The sequence below is a fragment of the Pedobacter soli genome (genome assembly GCF_900101435.1).
GTDB lineage: Bacteria > Bacteroidota > Bacteroidia > Sphingobacteriales > Sphingobacteriaceae > Pedobacter > Pedobacter soli.
Window position 1 is genome coordinate 232,122 of record NZ_FMZH01000008.1, and the last position, 20,899, is coordinate 253,020.

General features: G+C 41.5%; 10 protein-coding genes. 8 read left to right on the forward strand and 2 right to left on the reverse strand.

Annotated features, from left to right (window positions below; translation table 11 throughout):
- Positions 1-130 precede the first annotated feature (130 nt).
- The 3 genes from BLR37_RS18095 to BLR37_RS18105 all read left to right on the forward strand — a co-directional run bounded on the left by BLR37_RS18095 (position 131) and on the right by BLR37_RS18105 (position 7,247).
- On the forward strand, positions 131-2,554 hold the full coding sequence (locus BLR37_RS18095; RefSeq protein ID WP_090771018.1) for a hypothetical protein: 2,424 nt from the start codon (positions 131-133) through the stop codon (positions 2,552-2,554).
- Positions 2,555-2,815: 261 nt separating this feature from the next.
- Complete coding sequence (locus tag BLR37_RS18100; protein WP_090771020.1) at positions 2,816-5,824, forward strand: SusC/RagA family TonB-linked outer membrane protein; 3,009 nt, start codon at positions 2,816-2,818, stop codon at positions 5,822-5,824.
- 25 nt (positions 5,825-5,849) lie between these two features.
- Positions 5,850-7,247 (forward strand): SusD/RagB family nutrient-binding outer membrane lipoprotein, encoded by a 1,398-nt coding sequence (locus BLR37_RS18105; RefSeq protein WP_090771022.1) that lies wholly within the window; start codon positions 5,850-5,852, stop codon positions 7,245-7,247.
- A gap of 125 nt (positions 7,248-7,372) precedes the next feature.
- Here BLR37_RS18105 and BLR37_RS18110 read toward each other — a convergent pair whose 3' ends face one another.
- Positions 7,373-8,902: an OmpP1/FadL family transporter gene (locus tag BLR37_RS18110; RefSeq protein WP_090771024.1), complete on the reverse strand. Its 1,530-nt coding sequence runs from the start codon at positions 8,900-8,902 to the stop codon at positions 7,373-7,375.
- Positions 8,903-8,920: 18 nt separating this feature from the next.
- Complete coding sequence (locus BLR37_RS18115; RefSeq protein ID WP_090771026.1) at positions 8,921-9,931, reverse strand: hypothetical protein; 1,011 nt, start codon at positions 9,929-9,931, stop codon at positions 8,921-8,923.
- A gap of 190 nt (positions 9,932-10,121) precedes the next feature.
- On the opposite strand from BLR37_RS18115, the gene proS reads away from it, so the two are divergent.
- The 5 genes from proS to BLR37_RS18140 all read left to right on the forward strand — a co-directional run.
- Positions 10,122-11,594, forward strand: coding sequence for a proline--tRNA ligase (proS, locus tag BLR37_RS18120; RefSeq protein ID WP_090771028.1), 1,473 nt, complete (start codon positions 10,122-10,124; stop codon positions 11,592-11,594).
- 165 nt (positions 11,595-11,759) lie between these two features.
- A complete protein-coding gene (locus BLR37_RS18125; protein WP_090771030.1) occupies positions 11,760-12,899 on the forward strand; it encodes a cystathionine gamma-synthase in 1,140 nt (379 codons plus the stop codon).
- Positions 12,900-13,108: 209 nt separating this feature from the next.
- Positions 13,109-13,960 carry a TIGR02757 family protein gene (locus BLR37_RS18130; protein WP_090771031.1) on the forward strand — a complete coding sequence of 284 codons (852 nt, stop codon included), beginning with the start codon at positions 13,109-13,111 and terminating at the stop codon, positions 13,958-13,960.
- 120 nt (positions 13,961-14,080) lie between these two features.
- Positions 14,081-14,695, forward strand: coding sequence for a Crp/Fnr family transcriptional regulator (locus BLR37_RS18135; protein ID WP_090771033.1), 615 nt, complete (start codon positions 14,081-14,083; stop codon positions 14,693-14,695).
- 475 nt (positions 14,696-15,170) lie between these two features.
- On the forward strand, positions 15,171-20,899 hold a 5,729-nt coding region (locus BLR37_RS18140; RefSeq protein WP_167356641.1), incomplete at its 3' end, for a DUF7507 domain-containing protein.

The following is a 20,899-nucleotide window of genomic DNA, read 5'->3' on the forward strand; positions in this document are numbered from 1 at the left end:
TAAAGCGGACTGATTAATATGCTAAATGATTGTTATGCAATGATTCTTAACTACAAAGCAAGCTAATTTTGCGTCACCCATTTTTTGAATAATTAAAATAAAAACCTGATTTTTAAGCATACTTACCATTATGCTTTCAATATCCCGGCTAATCGCTTTTTTATTGCTTTTTCTATGTGTATCTGCAAAAGCACAGGATGCTAAACTCGATAGTGTAGCTACAAATCTCAGTAATTACGGATTAAACCAGAGCCAGTCTGGGCTTTATGTTCATTTTGATAAGAATGTATATACCAACAATGATCAGGTTTGGTTTACGGCTTACTTGCTTAAAACCATAACGGATATGAAGCAATACCACACACTTTATTTATCGCTGGTTAACAATAAGGATAGCAGTGTGGTGTTGCAACAGAAATTTTTAATAGATAAAGGTTGTTCGTTCGGGGCACTCACCCTTCCTGATTCTTTACCCGGTGGTGCTTACCGTTTTGTGGCAAACACCAATTTAAAAGTAAACGGACAGCCCGATGGCGTTTTCATTCAGCCAATCACCATTAAATCGACTACAATAACAGCTTTAAATCAAAGTATTTCTGTGTTTAAACCCTACGATGAGCAAACGCGGAAAGGAACGGTTTTGCTCAGGATTTTAACCAGTGATAACCGTTTTGTTGAGGATGCACAGATCAGGTATCAAATTGGTAAGGGGAAGCAAATTATGCAAACAGGAACGGCTAAAAGCAGTGTAATTGGCGAGCTAATGATCGATTATCCTGCCGATCAGATTACGGCCGATAATAACGAACTTTTTGTCAGCATCAAAAAGGGAAAAGATACCAGTTATACCCGGTTTAGTTTACCGGTGAGGAATGCCAGCCCCTATACCGTGAAATTTTACCCTGAAGGTGGTTATCTGGTTAATGGTTTGGTATCGAAAGTGGGTTTTGAAGTTAAAGATGCCGCAGGAGCAGCCCTTAAAGCCAAAGCAGTTTTATATGCAGATAATGAAATACTGGATACAATTGCGACAAATGCCATGGGCCTGGGTGCTTTTATGCTTCAACCGCAGTTAACCAAAAAATATACCGTAAGGCTTTTGACTGAGAAGGGAGAAAAGGGAATTCATGAATTGCCGGGCATTTTAAATAAAGGGTTGGTGTTAACTTCAGGATCGGCGGTGGCCAATAACGATTTTAAAATAAGGGTAGAAGCGAATATCGCTGCCAAAGTGCATTTGTTGGTGCATAATTTCTCTGATATTTTTCTGCAAACACCATTAACTTTAACTGCGGGTAGTCCTCAAAATGTTCGCTTCCAGTTAGATTCTGTGCCTGCCGGTTTACAGGCTGTTACCGTTTTAGATAGCAATTACAAACCACTGGCCGAAAGGATTTTCTTTGCACATTACGATCAGATTAATACCGTTAATGTAGCTGCAGGGCAGCAAGAATATTTTACCCGAGATAGTGTAAAACTGAAGCTCAATATTACAGATCGCGATAAAAAGCCGCTTGTAGGAATGGTTTCTATTTCCTGCGTGCAGGCCAACCGCATGCTGCTGGCTAACGAAACCAATATTGTAGATTATTTTTACCTGCATAACCTTAAAGAATTTTCTGCAAATAGTTTTGGCCTGACCTACGCCGATATTGGTTATCTGGATGAATTACTTTTAATTAAAGGCTGGAGGAAATATAAATGGCCTGAAATTCAAATTAATCCGCGCGATCAGGATAGGCAGCTTAGTAGCTTGGCATATGAAGGGGTAATTACCCGCAAAAATAAGAAGCTTAATATGCCGATGGGGCTGTCGACTATTGCCGGGACCAACCTTAATTTTTTAAACACGGATAGTCTGGGGCATTTTAGTATTCCATATTCCAGCCTGGTTGTTAACGAACCCCGGCTGTCGGTATGGTTAACCATGTCGACCAGTAAATTTGACCAATACGAATTAAAAATTAACGAACCGCAAAGCGAACTGAAAAAGTACCTGAGGCAGCAAGTTTATGTTTTGCCCAATACGAAGACCGGCACCATTAACGAAAATAACATGAGTATTACCTCTACGGCGGGTATCAGGCTCAAAGATGTGATCATCAAAAAGGTAAAAGACGAAAGAACTGATTTTGCTAAAAATGCATTCGCCAACGCTTGCGGAGATTATGTTTGCATGTATAATATTTTAAATTGTCCGAATCACTTTGGGAACTCCGGTAACAAGAGCCCCATGAAGGGAGAGGTGTATAAAATTGCCGGCGGAACAGGAAGTACAGTTTATCAGGGCTGCGTAGGGCAGGAGCATAAGCCTAATCTGGTTATCCTGCGCGGTATTAATCTTCCCAAAGAATTTTACATAGCTGACATCAATAATAAAAATGAACCCATCAATTTCGCCACCGTTTACTGGAACTATCAGGTATTGATAAACGGCGAAACACCTTTAAAATTCAACACTGGTGATATTACCGGCAAATTTAAAATTATTGTACAGGGTGTAACCGATAAAGGCGTGGTTTACGGCGAGCAGGAGATTACGGTCAACAGATGATGGTAGCTAAGCTGGTTGGTGCAACACCAACCAGTAGATAAGTATAGCCAATGCATTAGGGTTCCCATACGATAGCTATCAGGTCATGCTACGAACTATGGATTCTTTTAAATAATTATCTTCACAATTTCTGATTTATTAGCGTATTTATAACGATTGTAACATTTGCGTTAATTTTCGGTTAATACGGGTTAAAATCGTCGTTCAATCTGGCTTTTTATAAGCCTAATTTTGGTCATACTACTAACTAAAATCAACACAATGACCAAATTAAAGATTACTTTGTTCACGTTGGCCATGCTCTGTTTCGTGCAGATTTATGGACAAACGTCGCTCATTAGCGGGAAAATTACCGATGCACTGGGGCAGCCAATCCCAGGTATATCGGTAAAAATAAAAGGAACTACAGGTGGTACTTCTTCTGATGCGAAGGGGATATTTTCAATTAAAGCTGCAAATCCGGCAACACTGGTTTTTAGTGGGATTGGCTATGCCAGTAAAGAATTTGCCTATAGTGGGCAAAGCAACATAACCATTGTATTAAGCGAAGACCAGCAAAACCTGAATGAAATTGTTGTAACTGCCTTGGGGGTGAAACGCGAAAAGCGAAATTTAACCTACAGCTCACAAGAGGTAAAAGGTGATCAGATTACGCAATCGAAAGAACCCAACCTGGTAAATGCATTGGCCGGGAAGGTTTCGGGTGTACAGATTACCAGCTCATCGGGTACGCCGGGGAGTTCATCCCGAATTGTAATCAGGGGTGCCAACTCACTTTATGGTAATAACGAGGCTTTGATGGTAATTGATGGTATTCCTGTTAATAATGATGAGACAGGTAACCTGAACTCAGGACCTGGTACCAACCGTATTGCCGATCTTGATCCAAACATTATTGAAAGCATAAATGTGTTAAAAGGTGGTGCCGCAACTGCGCTTTATGGATCAGATGGTGCAAAAGGAGTAATCATCATCACAACCAAGGCTGGTAGCCTGAATAAGAAACCCAGTATCAGCTTTTCTTCTTCTTTTTCGATGGAGAAACCTTTATTGCCAGAAATTCAGAATAAATATTCACTGGGTTCTAACGGGGTATACTTTGATGGGGTAAACCAAAAAACAAGTACCTCATGGGGTGCCAGAATGGATACCTTAAAAATTAACGGTCAGCCTGCACAGGTGTATGATCAGTCAGATTTGTTTTTTAAAACAGGTAAAACGTACTCCAATACAGTAGCCATTACCGGCGGAGGAGCCTACAATTCTTATTTCCTGTCTTACACCAATTTTGCACAGGATGGAACGGTGCCCACTTCATCATTTGATCGCAATACGCTTTTCGGAAAATTTACTACACAAATTGTAAAAGACTTAAATGTTACTTTTTCCTTAAATTATGCCAATACTAAAAATCGCCGTCTGCCGGAAGGTTATGCCCTGGAGAGTCCGGTATGGACTATTTTTTCGGCGCCGGTATCATACGATCTGCAACCTTCGGTAAACCCCGACGGGAGCCAGCGTTTATTCCGTTTCTCTCGTAACAATCCTTACTGGGTGTTAGATAACATTAGCAATACCTCGGTGGTTAACCGTTTCCTACCCACATTTACGGCCGATTATAAGCCTTTAAGCTGGTTAACCATTACAGAACGTTTTGGTGCCGATGTATATGTAGAACAGGGTAAATATACTGAGTCGCTGCTGTCTGTTTCTAATCCAAACGGAAGAATTGTAAATAATAATACCAATTTCAGGCAGTACAACAATGATTTAATACTGAATGCGAATAAAAGTTTTGGCGATTTTAACGTTGAAGCCTTATTGGGTAACAACATTATCTCTACCTATTCGCAAAACGGTTATGCAAATGGCTTAGGCATTACGATCCCGGGTTTTAACAATATTGGGTCGGCTTCTACAGTTAAGTTTACCGAAACCAGCTATCTCACACGGAAAGTAGGTTTTTACCTGCAATCGAACATCGATTATAAGAAATTTATTATCCTATCGCTAACAGGAAGGTACGATGGAGCTTCGGTACTGGCTAAAGACAATACTTTTTACCCCTATGGTTCGGCTGCTACAAGTTTTATCTTCTCTAATTTCTTCTCGCCTGGCCTTTCTAACGTGATGAACTTTGGTAAGCTAAGGGTTTCTTATAGTACAGTTGGTAATGCAAGTATTGGTGCCTACAGCTTACTTACGCCGTACGAATCGCAAACGGTTAGAAATACAACCTTTCCTTACCAGGGACAATCGGGTTTTTTAATTAGCCAGGTACTTAACAATCCGAACCTTAAAAATGAGCGTATTAATGAGGTTGAAGTAGGTTTAGAAACCGGGTTCTTTAAAAGCCGTATCGGATTAGAGGTTACTTATTTTGATAAGAAAACTAAAAACGGGATCATCCCATCGGTTGCTTTGGCGCCCTCAACAGGTTTTAATGCAACCAGTGTAAACTCTGCATCGATGCGTAACCGGGGTATTGAGGTGTTGTTAAACGCCAAACCTATTGTTACCAAAGATTTTAGCTGGGATTTAACCGTTAACTACAGCCGTATCAGAAACAAAGTACTTTCTATTTATAAAGACCTGAACCAGGTTGGCAATGGCTTTACCTTTATTTTTGTTAACCAGCCTTACGGTGTAATTTATGGCACCCGCTATGCGCGTAATGCTTCGGGTCAACTGTTAACAGATGATGGCGGCCTTCCATTTGCTGCCGATACGCAAGGCATTATTGGCGATATTAATCCGGATTGGATGGGTGGTATTGTTAACAATTTCAAGTACAAGCAGTTTACTTTCAGTTTCTCTTTTGATATGAAAAAGGGTGGCGATATTCAAAACAATGTGGATGGTTACGGCTATTTCTATGGTACACCAAAGGTAACCGAAGATCGTGGTCCGCGCGTGGTAGAAGGTGTTAATGCCACAACCGGTTTACCCAATACCGTTTCGGTGTTAGGGCAGGCTTATTATCAGCGTGCCAACAGCGTGTTAGAGTCTGTAATTCAGGATGGAACCTATGTGAAATTGCGTAATGTTAGCCTGGGCTACAATGTTAAACCAACCTGGCTGCAAAAAACGCCTTTCAAAACCATTGGTTTTCAGGTAACAGGACGCAACCTTTGGATTTATGCACCGCACTTTACCGGTGGCGATCCGGAAGTAAGTTCGTTTGGTTCATCAAATGGTTCGCAGGGAATTTATTCGTTCTCTACACCAACCTCAAGATCGGTTGATTTTAGTTTGAAATTAACTTTGTAAGCCTTAATAATTAGAAAGAAATAACATGAAAAAGATATATTTTATTTTAGCCTTTGCCCTGATGGTGGCGCTGGCCGGATGCAAAAAATACCTCGATGTAAACGATGATCCCAACAGGCCTATTGATGTAAAAGAATCGTTGATGTTGCCGCCTATACAAATGCTCATTTCGCAAAATATAAATGCAGGTGGCGATGGAAATTTAAGTTTGGTGTTGCAACAATACCTGCAGGTAATGGCACTTAACCAGGTGGCACCAAATTTTGGTACTTACCTGATGTATAATGTGGATATGGATGGCGATTGGAACAATGTGTATGTGCGGACGCTGAATAACCTGAATTTATTAAAAATTAAGGCTGCCACCAATGGTAATCCTAAATATAGTGCAATAGCTAAAATCCTTACGGCTTATACTTTAGGTTATGCAACCGATGCCTGGGGAGATCTTCCTTACAGTCAGGCTTTTTTGGGGATAAACCAGCCAAACCCAACTTATGATAGTCAGCAACAAATTTATGTTCAGATCCAATCGTTACTGGATGATGGCATTGCTGATATTGCTAAAAATACGGGTTTAACACCAGGTAGCGACGATTATATGTATGCCGGCGATATGGCAAAGTGGAGAAAACTGGCCTATACTTTAAAAGCACGTTATTATATGCACTTAAGCAAGGCGCCCGGAAATACAGCAGCCGCGCAGGCACAACTGGCTTTAACTGCTTTAACAAATGGCATGCAAAGTAATGATGATGATGCTAAAATTGCTTTCAGTGGGGCTGCAGGTGCAGAAAACCCATGGCAACAGAACTTTTTACCGGGTACCACATTTGTATTGGCCAATACGTTTGTTGATGCTTTTACCACACGTAACGACCCGCGTTTAAGCAAAATGGTTAAACCTGCCAAACAAACTGGTTTATATACTGGCAGGCAGATTGGCTTAGATGAAATTGGCAGTTTGGAGGCCTATTCAATCCCTGCTGATTTTTATGCTGGAGCCAATGCCAATAATTACCTGGTTAATTATACCGAAGCTTTATTTATTAAAGCCGAAGCCACCCTGGTAGTATCGGGCTTTGCTGCGGCACAACCTTTTTACCAGGATGGTATTAAACAACACATGACCAAAGTAGGGGTGGGCACTACCGATATGAATACCTATATCACCTCTAGAGGTACACTTACCGCTGCAAATGCACTCCGTTTAATTATGGAAGAAAAATCTATTGCCAATTTCCTCAATGCAGAAAATTATACCGATTGGCGCCGTACCGGATTCCCGGCTTTAACGAAAGTGAAGAATGCGCTTTCAGAAATTCCGAGACGCGTACTTTATCCAAATACCGAAATCACTGCGAACCCACAGCCACAACAAAAAGCCAAAATTACCGACAGGTTGTGGTGGGACGTGAATTAAAATAAATACGGTTAGTAAATAATGATGAGGGTACCCAGGATTGGGTATCCTTTTTTGTTTTAAGCAAAAAAACGTCCGCTTTCTGTGTGAAAACGGACGCTCCTTGTTTTAAGTTAATTTAATGCTTAAAATCTTACACCAAAAGTTAAAAAAACATTGTTTCTGTTGCTTTTAACATCGGCTACAGGTTCTGAGTAATCATTCAGTTCGTAAGGGCTCGAATTAAAATTGGTTTTGTAATTCTGATAAGCCAAATCGAAATAGTAGTTATCTACTCTGTAACCAATTCCACCGGTGAAATACTGGCCTTGGTAAAATTTGTTATCTCCACCTTTAATGCCACTTCCGTTTACACCGTAACCACCTCTTAAACTCACTTCGTTGGTTACCTTTACTTCGGCACCGAAACGGTAGTTCACGGTTTCTTTGTACGAGTTTTTGATAAAATCGTTAGAGCTGTTAATGGTTGAAATATCTGAATTGTTATCAGCAGAAAAACGCATTGAAGAATAATCTACATAATCCACATCAGCAGATATTAAAGCAGTACCGGCAATTACATAACTTAAACCAGCAGAAGCTTTAAGCGGCGTGCGTAAATTATAACTGAAAGTATAGTATCTGCTCGCATTATTCGAACTTGTTGGTGCAGTGGTTGCATTTCCTAAAGTATTTGCCTGTAAAGTTTCGGCAGTATTGTCTTCCAGGTTCATCCATGTTGGTGTCTGGAAATTCAAGCCGATTCTTAACTCGTTAACCGGTCTGAAAATCATTCCCAGTTTTAAGTTAAAACCTCCACCTTTTGTTTCCTGGTTTCTGAAATGCGTAAGGTTATAATTCTCATTTCCGTTATAGATTGGTACAGTTGCACCATCATCATACGAATTAAGAATACCAGATTCAGTAAAAGTAGCATCGCTGGTGTATTTTACATTTACAAAACTGGCTGTAGCACCGATGTAAACTTTGTTGCCAAAATTAAGCGCACCTGCTACGTTAAATTCAGAAGTAGAACCTAAACGTGCTTCATCCCAGTTTTGTTTAAAGGTAGCATTGTTGTAGGGTTCTGCCGAGTATTGATTCGGGAAAGTTGGCGTGTTTTTGTTAATTAAATAGCTGTTATAAGCATCTCCGGCTATACTATTCGTAGTGCCATAATTATTAGCCTGGTCAACATAAGCATCCCTGATTGAGCTGTTTGTGTTAGTGCCATTGTAACTGATATTATTTAAAAAATCATTATTTCTGGTGTAACTTAAACCAAAAACACTACTTACCAGACCTTTACTTACATCGCTGCCTTTCATTCTGGCGGCAGGGCTATAAAAAACAACACCAAGGTTGTTTAGGTTAATCTGGCTTTTATCTGCTTTAATGCTATTGCCTAAAAAAGCACTTTGATTGGAAACACTATTAAATTCTGGCGTAATGCTAAATTCTGATTTGGTAAACAAGCCCAATCCGGCAGGGTTGGCATTGATCGAACCAATATCTCCACCTACACCAATTTGTGCACCTCCCATACCTTTAAATCTGGCTGAAGAGCCGTAATTGGTTTGAGAAAAACGATAAGCATCTGGTGCATAACTTTGGGCGTAAGCCGTTCCCATAGCAGCTACTGTAGCTACTAGCGAAGCTAAAATATATTTCTTCATCTTGTGTGTTTAAATTGATTAACCTCTTCCTGCTCTTGATGGACGTGAACCTCCGCCGCCGCCACCGCCGCCGGTTGAACCACCACCGCCGCCGCCGCCACTTGATGGTGGAGGAGAGTAGCTAGGTCTGCTTTCGGTTCTTGCAGGAGGATTATAGCTTTCATTTCTTGTAGGCCTGCTGCTCTGAGGTTGAGGTGCATAATTATCGTTTCTGGTAGGTCTGCCACTTTGTGCACCCTGGTTTTGAGTATACCCCCCTGATACCTGATTTCTTACCGGTCTGCCGGCGTTGTTATTAGGCACATAAGAAACTCCGCCATTTTGATTGGCTATACCAGATCTGCCTGGTCTGCCACTGTTTGCTGCGCCGCTTCCGTATCTAGGTACTCCACGATCATCGCTGCCTGGTCTTGGTCTGTAATTTCTATTGGTATACACACCGCCGCCGTAATAGCCGCCACCCCAGCCACCGCCGTAGTAACCGCCTCCGCCCCAACCATAACGGTCGTAGTAAGAGTATGGTCCCCATGAGTTCCAACCCCATGGATTGTTCCAGCCGTAACCATAGTTGCCGTAATAGAAAGGGTTATTCCAGATGCTGCCATAGCCCCAGCCACCGCCAAATCCGCCACCCCAGCCTAAGCCGTAACCGTTGCTCCAGCCCAGGCCAAAACCTAAATAGTTGGAGGCACCATAGCTGTTGCCATAGTAGTAATTATCGAAATAAGGGTCGTAATAGCCCTGAAAGCTATATCCATTATAAAAACGGTTTATCCTCGATGCGTAATCCATATCGTAGTAAGGATTACTGGTACCATAATATTCGTCGTATTCCTGGTTGTCGTATTGTCCCTGGTTACGAGCCTGTTGCTGTGGCTGTACCTGAACAATTTCAACCTCCCGGGCCTTCGCCACGGAGTTATAAACATCATCATTTGACTTGTTCTGAGCCAATTTTGATGTAGAGCATGACGCCACCAATCCTGCGGTAGCAATCATTACAATGGGGAGTAATTTAATTGGTTTCATTGTGTTTATATTTAGTTGTGTGTGTGCATGCGAAATCGGGATTTATTCAAATATAACTATTTAATTAGTAGCATAAAACAACAATTAAATAAATGATAATATTTTGTTAAACTTTTGTAGGCATAAATTTATAAATTTGTCCTCTAATTCTACAGTTTTTAACATACAAATTACGTTCCAAATACATAAGATGAGCAAAGAAATTACAAGCCGGGAAGCCGATTATTCGCAGTGGTATAATGATATTGTATTAAAAGCCGACCTTGCCGAGCACTCTGCTGTTCGCGGATGCATGGTTATTAAGCCAAATGGTTACGCTATTTGGGAAAAAATGCAGGCAGTACTGGATAAAATGTTTAAAGATACAGGTCACCAGAATGCTTATTTCCCATTATTCATTCCAAAGTCATTTTTTTCTAAGGAAGCTTCTCACGTTGAGGGATTTGCCACTGAATGTGCAGTTGTGACACACTACCGTTTAAAAAATGACGGAAGTGGAAATATTGTAGTAGATGAAACCGCTAAACTGGAAGAGGAACTGATTGTACGTCCAACATCCGAAACCATTATCTGGAATACTTACAAAGGCTGGATCCAGTCGTACCGCGACTTGCCGATTTTAATTAACCAATGGGCTAATGTGGTAAGATGGGAAATGCGTACGCGTTTGTTTTTACGTACTGCAGAGTTTTTATGGCAGGAAGGCCACACGGCACATGCAACTGCCGAAGAAGCAATTGAAGAAACAGAACGCATGTTGCATATTTATGCAGATTTTGCCGAAAATTGGCTGGCTGTTCCGGTAGTAAGAGGACGCAAGTCGCCCAATGAGCGTTTTGCAGGTGCTTTAGATACTTATTGCATCGAAGCCTTAATGCAGGATGGTAAAGCCTTGCAGGCTGGTACTTCGCACTTTTTAGGCCAGAATTTTGCCAAAGCTTTTGATGTTAAATTTACTGGTAAAGATGGTAAGTTAGATCACGTATGGGCAACCTCATGGGGGGTATCAACCCGTTTAATGGGTGCTTTAATAATGGCACATAGTGATGATTCAGGCCTGGTTATCCCACCAAAACTGGCGCCAATACAGGTAGTAATTGTTCCGATTTACCGGAATGATGAAGACCTTGCCAGAATTTCGGCATACGTTAACGAGCTAAGTATGCGTTTAAAAGGTATGGGTATTTCGGTAAAATATGATGATCGTGACACACAACGTCCTGGCTTTAAATTTGCCGATTACGAAATGAAGGGTGTGCCGGTACGTATTGCCATCGGTGGTCGCGATTTAGAAAATAAAACGGTAGAAATTGCCCGCAGAGATACTAAAGTAAAGCAAACTGTTCCGCAGGAAGGTTTGGATATTTATGTGGTTAAATTACTCGAAGATATTCAGCAGAGTATGTTTAATAAAGCATTGGCTTACCGTGATGAGCACATTACAGAGGCCAATTCTTACGAAGAATTTCAGCAGTTGTTAGATACTAAAGCTGGTTTCATTTCGGCACACTGGGACGGAACGCCTGAAACTGAACAAAAAATTAAAGAAGAAACAAAAGCAACCATCCGTTGTATCCCTTTAGATAACAAACTGGAAGATGGTGTTTGTATTTACTCAGGTAAACCATCTACACAAAGGGTGTTGTTTGCCAGAGCGTATTAGTGTGAGATATGAGATTTGAGATGTGAGACATTAGATTTGGATCTGGTCTCAAGTCTCAAAATCTTTGAAAGTAAAATCAGATGTGAGATATTAGACAGTAGACTGAGGCATTAGATTTGGATCTCGTCTCAAGTCTCCTATCTCACGTCTCAAATCCCTATATATATGAAATTCGCAACTAAAGCTATACACGCGGGTCAGGAGCCTGATCCAACAACAGGAGCGGTAATGACTCCGATTTATCAAACTTCAACTTACTGGCAAAAATCACCTGGCGATAACAAAGGTTACGAGTATTCGAGGGGTACTAACCCAACACGTAAGGCTTTGGAAGATTGTTTAGCTGCATTAGAAAATGCTAAGTATGGTTTGGCTTTCTCGAGTGGGATGGGCGCTACTGATGCCGTGTTACGCTTATTGCAACCGGGCGATGAAGTAATTACCGGAAATGATTTGTATGGTGGTTCATATCGTATCTTTACCAAAATTTACAGCAAATACGGCATTAAATTCCATTTTCTGGATCTTTCTAAGCCCGAAAATATGTTGCCTTATATTAACGACAAAACTAAACTGGTTTGGATAGAAACACCTACCAATCCAACCATGCAGATTATCGATATTGAAGGGGTAGCCAAAATTACCAAAGCGAAAAATTTAATCCTGACTGTTGACAATACCTTTGCTTCGCCTTACCTGCAAAACCCGATCGATTTGGGCGCTGATATTGTGATGCATTCGGTAACCAAGTATATTGGTGGTCACTCTGATGTGGTAATGGGTGCTCTGGTAACCAATAACGAGGCTTTGTACAAAGACCTTTGGTTTGTTTATAACGCCTGTGGTGCCACACCGGGACCGCAAGATGCTTTTTTGGTTTTAAGAGGTATTAAAACGCTTCATTTAAGGATGAAAGCGCACTGCGAAAATGGCGAGCGCGTTGCCCGTTATTTAAAAACACACCCTAAGGTTGATAAAATTTACTGGCCGGGTTTCGAAGATCATCCTAACCATGATGTAGCCAAAAAGCAAATGCGCGGTTTTGGCGGGATGATTTCGATTACGTTAAAAGGTGCCGATTTACAGGAAACTTTCAGGATTTCTTCGAGCTTTAAAGTATTTACACTGGCTGAATCGCTCGGCGGGGTAGAATCATTGATTAACCATCCGGCAACAATGACCCATGGCTCAATACCAAAAGAAGAACGCGAAAAAGTAGGGGTAACCGATAACCTGTTGCGTTTAAGCGTTGGCGTAGAGGATGTAGATGATCTTTTGGAAGATCTCGAACGTGCTTTGGCTTAGAAAAAATAGAACACAAAATTGTTTGTCATCCTGAGCCTGTCGAAGGACTTACGTTTACGTGCTTCGACAGGCTATTAGATTTCTCGGCTTTGCTGCGCTCCGCTCGAAATGACGGTTTTGGCTAAGAGGACTCATTTAAACGCAATCGACAGGCTTAGTGTGATATACAGCAGTTGAAGCCTTAATTCTACTTGTACAGATTAAACAACATGCAGTTTCTCGAATTAAAAAACTTTCTCGACAGTAAAGTAGCACAATACAACCGACCCGATTTTATTGCGAACGATCCGGTTTGTATACCACACTTGTTTGAGCAAAAGCAGGATATCGAAATTGCGGGTTTCTTTGCTGCGGTACTGGCCTGGGGGCAGCGTAAAACCATCATTAACAAGTGCCGTGAATTACTTAACCGGATGGATAATGCGCCTTACGATTTTGTGCTTAACCATAGCGATAATGATTTAAAGCGTTTGCTTAATTTTAAGCACCGCACTTTTAACGATACCGACCTGCTGTATTTTATCTCCTTTTTCAAAATGCATTACAGCCATTTTGAGAGTTTAGAACAAGCTTTTATTCCTAAGCAGGAGATCTTTCTTGATGCTTACCTGGAAGTTGCTGATGGGGTAGGAAAAACATTTAATGCTTCGGAGGTTTGTTTAACCGGTCAGTTGCAGGTTTCTATTGAACAGTGCCTTAATTATTTCAGGGCGTATTTCTTTTCACTGGATGATTTCCCGCATCGTACCAAAAAGCATATCTCTTCGCCAAAGCAGAAATCTACCTGTAAACGCTTAAATATGTTTTTAAGGTGGATGGTCCGGGCTGATGATAAAGGAGTGGATTTTGGCATCTGGAATACACTTAAGCCTAAAGACCTGATTTGCCCCTGTGATGTGCATGTAGATCGCGTTGGGCGCCTGCTTGGGCTCATTAACCGAAAACAAACAGACTGGTTAACAGCGGTAGAATTAACCAATCATTTAAAGGAGTTTGATCCGCTGGATCCGGTTAAATATGACTTTGCCTTGTTCGGTCTCGGGGTAGAGAAGGAATTTTAATATTCTGTTTAAGATTAAGTAAAGTTAAAAAAAACTTCTTTTTTAGCATCAATCTTCCTATAATTACGTAGTGGTTCTACTTTTTGAAGTAGTATATTGTCTATCCCAACAGTAACTTCTATGATTGCAGTTAACTTATCTGATGAGGACAGGTGGAAGAAATACAATAATTTTTCGCCCTTAATCTCTATTTTTAAAAAGTTTCATCCATTAAATGATGAAATAGAAAGACGCATTAATCAGCATACTTTTCCGGTAAGCTATAAGAAAAATAAATACCTGGTTTCGCCGGTAGACCGCAATAAATTCCTGTTTTTAATTGTAAAAGGCGTGGTTAGAGGCTTTATAAAAGATGGAACCGCGGAAATTACCACCTGGATTGCAAAAGAAAATGAAGTGGTAGGAACGATACGTAATTTATGGGTAGAAGGCGATTCGGAAGAGTATTTGCAGGCATTGGAAGATGTAGACTTAATTGCCATTCCGCATGTATTATCAGAATACCTTTACGAAAACTTTACTGAGGCCAATATTGTGGGCAGAAAAATGATGGAGCAATATTATCGTTCGGCTGAAGAGCGTGCCTATCTGTGCAGAATTTCTTCTGCCGAAAAAAGATATAAGAGATTTCTCGTTTCCTTTCCTGATTTGATAAACCGTGTTTCTTTAAAGCATATTGCCTCTTTTCTGGCGATCAGACTGGAAACACTGAGCCGCATAAGGGCTAAAATTTAAACCGTTTTTATCGATTTTTCCTGTTATTATAACGAACGGAACAAGGGATTGTAAGCAATCGTTGTTCCGTTTTTTTATGTTTAAAAATTTCCATTTTTGTTTTAAAACTGTATTATAAATAATACTTGTTAGAACTTAGTTGTTGATTATTGTCAAAAAAACATCTTTTTAAACACTCCTATGACTAGATGTACAAAATCTTATTATCTTTTTTTCTTTACTTTGTAGTATTCAAAAGACAGTTTTTGGTTGTTTATGTTGAGAAAAGTATTTGGTTTTTCAACCTTCCGAAACGAAGTTTTTAAATAGTAGTCTATCCCTTCAATAGTGTTCATTTTCAGTTCTCGCAAGCTGACGCCAATAACATCAACGTAAAGGATTAATTCTTCTTTAGAAACGGCTTTTCAAAAAGATGTTGTGCTCATCGGATGAGAAATTATTAAGTAATAATTACCCTATTATTCCCAGGTGGAAAATGAATAAATTGATACAGCTCCTCTTCTCAGGTTACCCAAAAGGAAATTATCTAAAACTCATGATTTTATCATTGTTTTTGATGTTTTCCATCACTTCAGTTCATGCACAAACGTATAAAACACATTATATTGCCCCGGCGCCATGGCAATATTGGAGTAGTGCAAACGAAATTATCGTATCTACAAACGTAGCTGGTACTTCGGCAACGATTCAGAAGAGTGACGGTACCCTGATTACTACCTTAACGCCTACTCCGGGTACTCCGGCAGTTTACAGGTTCTCGGGTAATCCTGTTGGATTAGCCAAAAACAGCCTTAATACCATTTTAAATGGAGCAGGTATTATTGTAACGGGTAATAACCCTATTGCTGTAAATGTGAGAAACATTGCTTCGGATGATATTCCGGCAGGATCATATACTTCTGCTAATGACCAATATATTAAAGGAAATGCTTCACTTTTCAGCTTTGGCGATGCGGCTATCGGAAATTCATTTAGAGTAGGTTACTATCGTGATGGAGATTTGAATGGTGTAGCTGCCTCAGTTTCTACTATCAGGCCGGTTTACAGCGTTTTAGCCATTGAGAATAACACTACTGTTAAGCTAAATGGAACGGCAATTACGACGTTAAATGCAGGACAAAGTTATCTTTTACAGGCTACATTGGGTAGTTTGGTAGAAACATCTGGTCCGGCAGTAATGAATACCGGTATAAACGTAGATGCGCCGGAGGCCTGTGGTGATGGTGCCTATAACCCGGTTCCGCCGGTTAGCTCGCTGGGCAACGAGTATGTGGTGATCAGGGGAAAGGGGAATAAGACCGCAGAGCAAACTACCGTGGTTGCTACAGAAGCCAATACGAATGTAACCGTAATGAATTTTGATCATAACGGAGTGCTTCAATCAACCAATACCTATAACCTGATAGCTGAAGGTAGTTTTATCACCTTTCCGAATGGCGTTGAAACAGGAACCGGAACAGGTAACGTTCAGGTTGGTGATCCGTTTTCGGGCTCGAGAATCGTGGCTACAAAAAATGTAGTAGCCTATTCGGGAACGGCAAATAACTGTGAGGTTGATATTGCAACCCTGGCGCCTTTAAATTCTTGCGGAGGCTCTTTAAAGGCAGAGACTGCTAAATTCAGGGCCAATAACTTAACCGACTTACCGTATTTTGCTTATCTGGTTACCAAAAGTCCAACCGATAAAATTTACTTAACCACTAACGGTGGTACTCCGGCTTTTACCAATACTGATATTGAAACCATTAGTGGGGTAGGTACACGCAGACAGCTGGGAAGTACCGGGGCTTATGCCATTGATTTTGATAACAACAATATAGGTAACCCAAGCTCGTTTTTTATTACCAGTAACAGCAGGCTTACCGTGGCCATGGTACAATCTGGAGGAGGTTTCTCGATGTCGAACTTTCTTTCTCCATTTCCGGAGAAAGCTGGTAAACCAACTTTTGTACAGTCTGACTGTGCTTCGGCCTTATTGAGTGCTGATCCTAATAGTACTGCACCATACCAATGGTATTTTAACGGCGTGGCTATTTCGGGGGCGACTTCATCAACCTATCGTGCTGCGGTGTCAGGTTCATATACCATCACTTCTATGCTCGATTGCGGAATTAGTTCACAATCGCTACCAGTTACTATTGCATTATGTAATATCGATCTGGTAATGAATAAAACGGTAGATAATGCATCGCCTGCAAAAGGAGCAACCGTTAATTTTACAGTTACCGTTAAAAATTCGGATGTAGCATCGGGAGCTGTTACAGGTACAGGTAATGCTATTGGTGTTTCGGCTACTGATATCCTGCCTTCGGGTTATACCTATGTTTCGAATACGGCAACTGCCGGAACGAGCTACGATCCGACAACCGGTTTATGGTCGATCGGAAGTATGGCTTCAGGACAAACCGTAACCTTAACCATCAAAGCCATTGTAAAAAGTTCTGGCAACTATACCAATACAGCTACAGTAACTGGGCCGCAAAACGATCCTGTAACCTCCAATAACACTGCCTCAGCCAGTGTTACCCCGGTTGATATCGTATTAACATCGGCTGCGGGAACAGATGCTCAATCGATTTGCGTAGGTGGAACTACCACAACCATTACTTATCTAATTACCGGAACCCCTGTAGTCGTGGTCACCGGTTTAGGTGCTTCGGGTTTAACTTATGGTACAACTACATCAGGTGGTAATACCATTTTGACCATTAACAGCGGAACCGTATCAACCGCCGGGACTTACAATTACACTATACGGGCAACTTACGCTTTACCATCAACAACCATTACCACTGCCAACGGATCGGTAACAGTTCGTCCGGCGGTAACAACTCCGGTATTTGCTGCGGGCGCAACATCTACGCGTTGCCAGGGGGCAGGCGTACAAAGCTATCCGGCTACAGCAACTAATACTACCGGTATTACTTATAGTATTAGCCCGGCTGCTTCAGGCGTTATTAATGCATCGACAGGTAGTGTAACCTGGTCGGCCAATTACAGTGGTACGGCAACAATTACTGCTGTTGCAGCAAGTCCGTGCGGAAATAAAAGTGCAACACATACGGTTACCATTAACTCAACCGGAACCATAACAGGAGCCGCCACAGTATGTTCAGGTTCGAATGGAACCTTAAATTTAACAGGAGCACCTTCAACAGTAGTGCGCTGGGAGTCATCAACAGATAATATCAACTGGACTTCGATTACAAATAACACTACCACTTTAAATTATACCAATATTCCGGTTACTACTACCTATCGGGCAATTGTTTCAGGCAATGGCTGTACCAATGCCATTTCGGGTACTGCAACAGTAACGGTAACTCCTCGTCCGGTAATTGCAAACCAAACTTATTATATCTGCAAAACCGGTAGCTTTAACTTTAGCCCGGTTGATGTGCCTAATGGAACAACCTATACCTGGGCTGCACCGACTGTTTCATCATCAAATATTACCGGTGGAACTGCCGGAACCAGTCAGCTGGCGATAAACCAAACCCTGACCAATTCTGGTACTACGCTCGAAACGGCAACTTATACCGTTACCCCAACTTATTCGGGTTGTGCAGGCAATGCATTTACCATTACCGTTTATGTGGTGCCAACGTTAACAGCTAGTGCTACCGGTACAACTACCTGTTCTGGTTCAGCATTTAGTGTATCGCCTACCAGCAATGTTAGCGGTACAACTTATAGCTGGACAGCAGCTTTGGTGAGTGGAACGGCTACAGGATTTTCAAACCAAAGTACAGCTGTTTCAGCGCCTATTTCACAAATTTTGTCGAATACCTCAGGTGCAAACGCTGTGGTACGCTATACGGTTAGCCCAAGCTATAATGGTTGTACCGGAGCTACTTTTACATTTGATGTATCGGTAACAACTGCTACCCCTGCACCAACAGCCAGCAACCAAACTTTCTGTGAAATTGCGAATGCTACTGTTGCGAATTTAACAGCAACCGGAACCAGTATTAAATGGTATACCACTTCAACCGGTGGAACGGCTTTAGCATCGACTACTGCTTTAACCAACGGCACTTATTACGCAAGCCAAACTGCTAACGGTTGCGAAAGTGCAAGTCGTGCGCAGATTACAGTAACCATTACTGCTACCCCAGCACCAACAGCCAGCAACCAAACTTTCTGCGAAATTGCCAATGCTACTGTTGCAAATTTAACAGCGACCGGAACTGGTATAAAATGGTATACGACTTCAACCGGTGGAACTGCTTTAGCATCAACTACTGCTTTGACCAACGGCACTTATTATGCAAGTCAAACAGCAAGCAGTTGCGAAAGTGCAAGTCGTACGCAAATTACGGTAACCATTACCGCCACGCCAGCACCAACAGCCAGCAACCAAACTTTCTGCGAAATTGCCAATGCCACAGTTGCGAATTTAACAGCAACCGGAACAGGCATTAAATGGTACAGTACTTCAACCGGTGGAACGGCCTTAGCATCGACTACAGCTTTAACCAACGGCACTTATTATGCAAGTCAAACAGCGAACAGTTGCGAAAGTGCAAGTCGTGCGCAGATTACGGTAATGATTTATCAAACGCCAAAAGGATTCAATGATGCCAAAACGCTTGATTGTGCCGGGACTTTCAGCTATAATCTTCAAACGGCAAATGTAGATAACACAGCCAATGGAGGAAATGCTGTTCCAGCTTCATTTACCTGGACAATCAATTCAAACAGCAATGTAACAGGAGCAGCGAGTGGATCAGGTAATACCATCAATCAAACTTTAATTAATACCAGTAATACGGCTCAAACCATAACTTATACGGTAACACCGAAAGCGACGGTTGCAGGTGGCTGTACAGGTAATCCATTTACCGTTATTGTAAGTGTTCCGGTTTGTTCATCAATTTCGATCACCAAGGTAGCAGACGTAGCTGCTGTTAACCAGGCCGGCAATACGATTAACTATACCATAACTGTTGCCAATACCGGAAACGCCAGTCAAACCAACGTAGCGGTGAGCGATGCATTATTGGGAGGAACTTTGAGCAATCCGGTAAAAACGGGAAATGCCGACAATATTTTAGAGAAAGGGGAGACCTGGACTTACAGCGGATCTTATAATGTAGCACAGGCTGATTTAAATAACAATGGTAAGCCAGTTAATAACAGCGGAAAAATTACCAATACAGCAAGTGTACAAACTACAGAATTACCAGCAGCCAAAACAGCTACTGCTGATGTTAATATTAGCTTGTCGCCAGCCATTACTTTAGTTAAAACCGGTGCGCTTAATCTGAACGGAAATACCATCAACTATTTATTTACCGTTAAAAATACAGGTAACGTTACGCTTAATAATCTGGTTGTAACCGATAGTAAAGTTACGGGACCAATAACCTTAGGTGCTACAACTTTAGCTCCCGGAGCAAGCACTACAGCTACCGCAACCTACACGATTACTGCTGCGGAGAAAGCTTCAGGTTCGGTAAGTAATACAGCAACAGTTACCGGGAAAAATCCTTTAAACGGAAATGTAACGGATATTTCGGGTACCACTGCAACTAACGATACACCTACTGTAACGCCTACAGGTGTTTATGCCGTTGATGATGCAGGCACATTAAATGCTGTAAGTGGTGGCGTTGCAGTTGCAAATGTTTTGGTTAATGATAAGTTGAATGGAAATCAGGCTACTTTAACAAACGTAACTATTACGCAGATATCGACGAGTCATCCTAATGTTTCAATTGATCCTGCTACTGGTGAAGTAAAAGTGCTGCCGAATACACCGGTGGGTGATTATACCCTGGTTTATCAGATTGAAGATAAAGCAAATCCTGGAAATGTAAAACAGGCAACTGTTACGGTACATTTGGTAAGTGGAGCAATATTGGCTGCAAATGATAACGGCACGGCCAATTCGGTAACAGGTGGAACAGCTGTAGCGAACGTTTTAACTAACGATACCTATAATGGCGGAGCACAAGCAAGTTTAACTAATGTAACCATCACCAATGGCACCAACGACAGCAATGGTAAAGTAACCTTGGATCCAACAACAGGAGAAGTTAAAGTTGCAGCGAATACCCCGGCTGGTGTGTATACTTTAACTTATACCATCACCGATAAACTGGATGCTTCTAAAACTTCGACCGCCACAGTTAAAGTTACGGTAGCTTCAGGAGCGATCTTAGCTAAAGACGATGCCGGTTCGGCCAACTCAGTAACGGG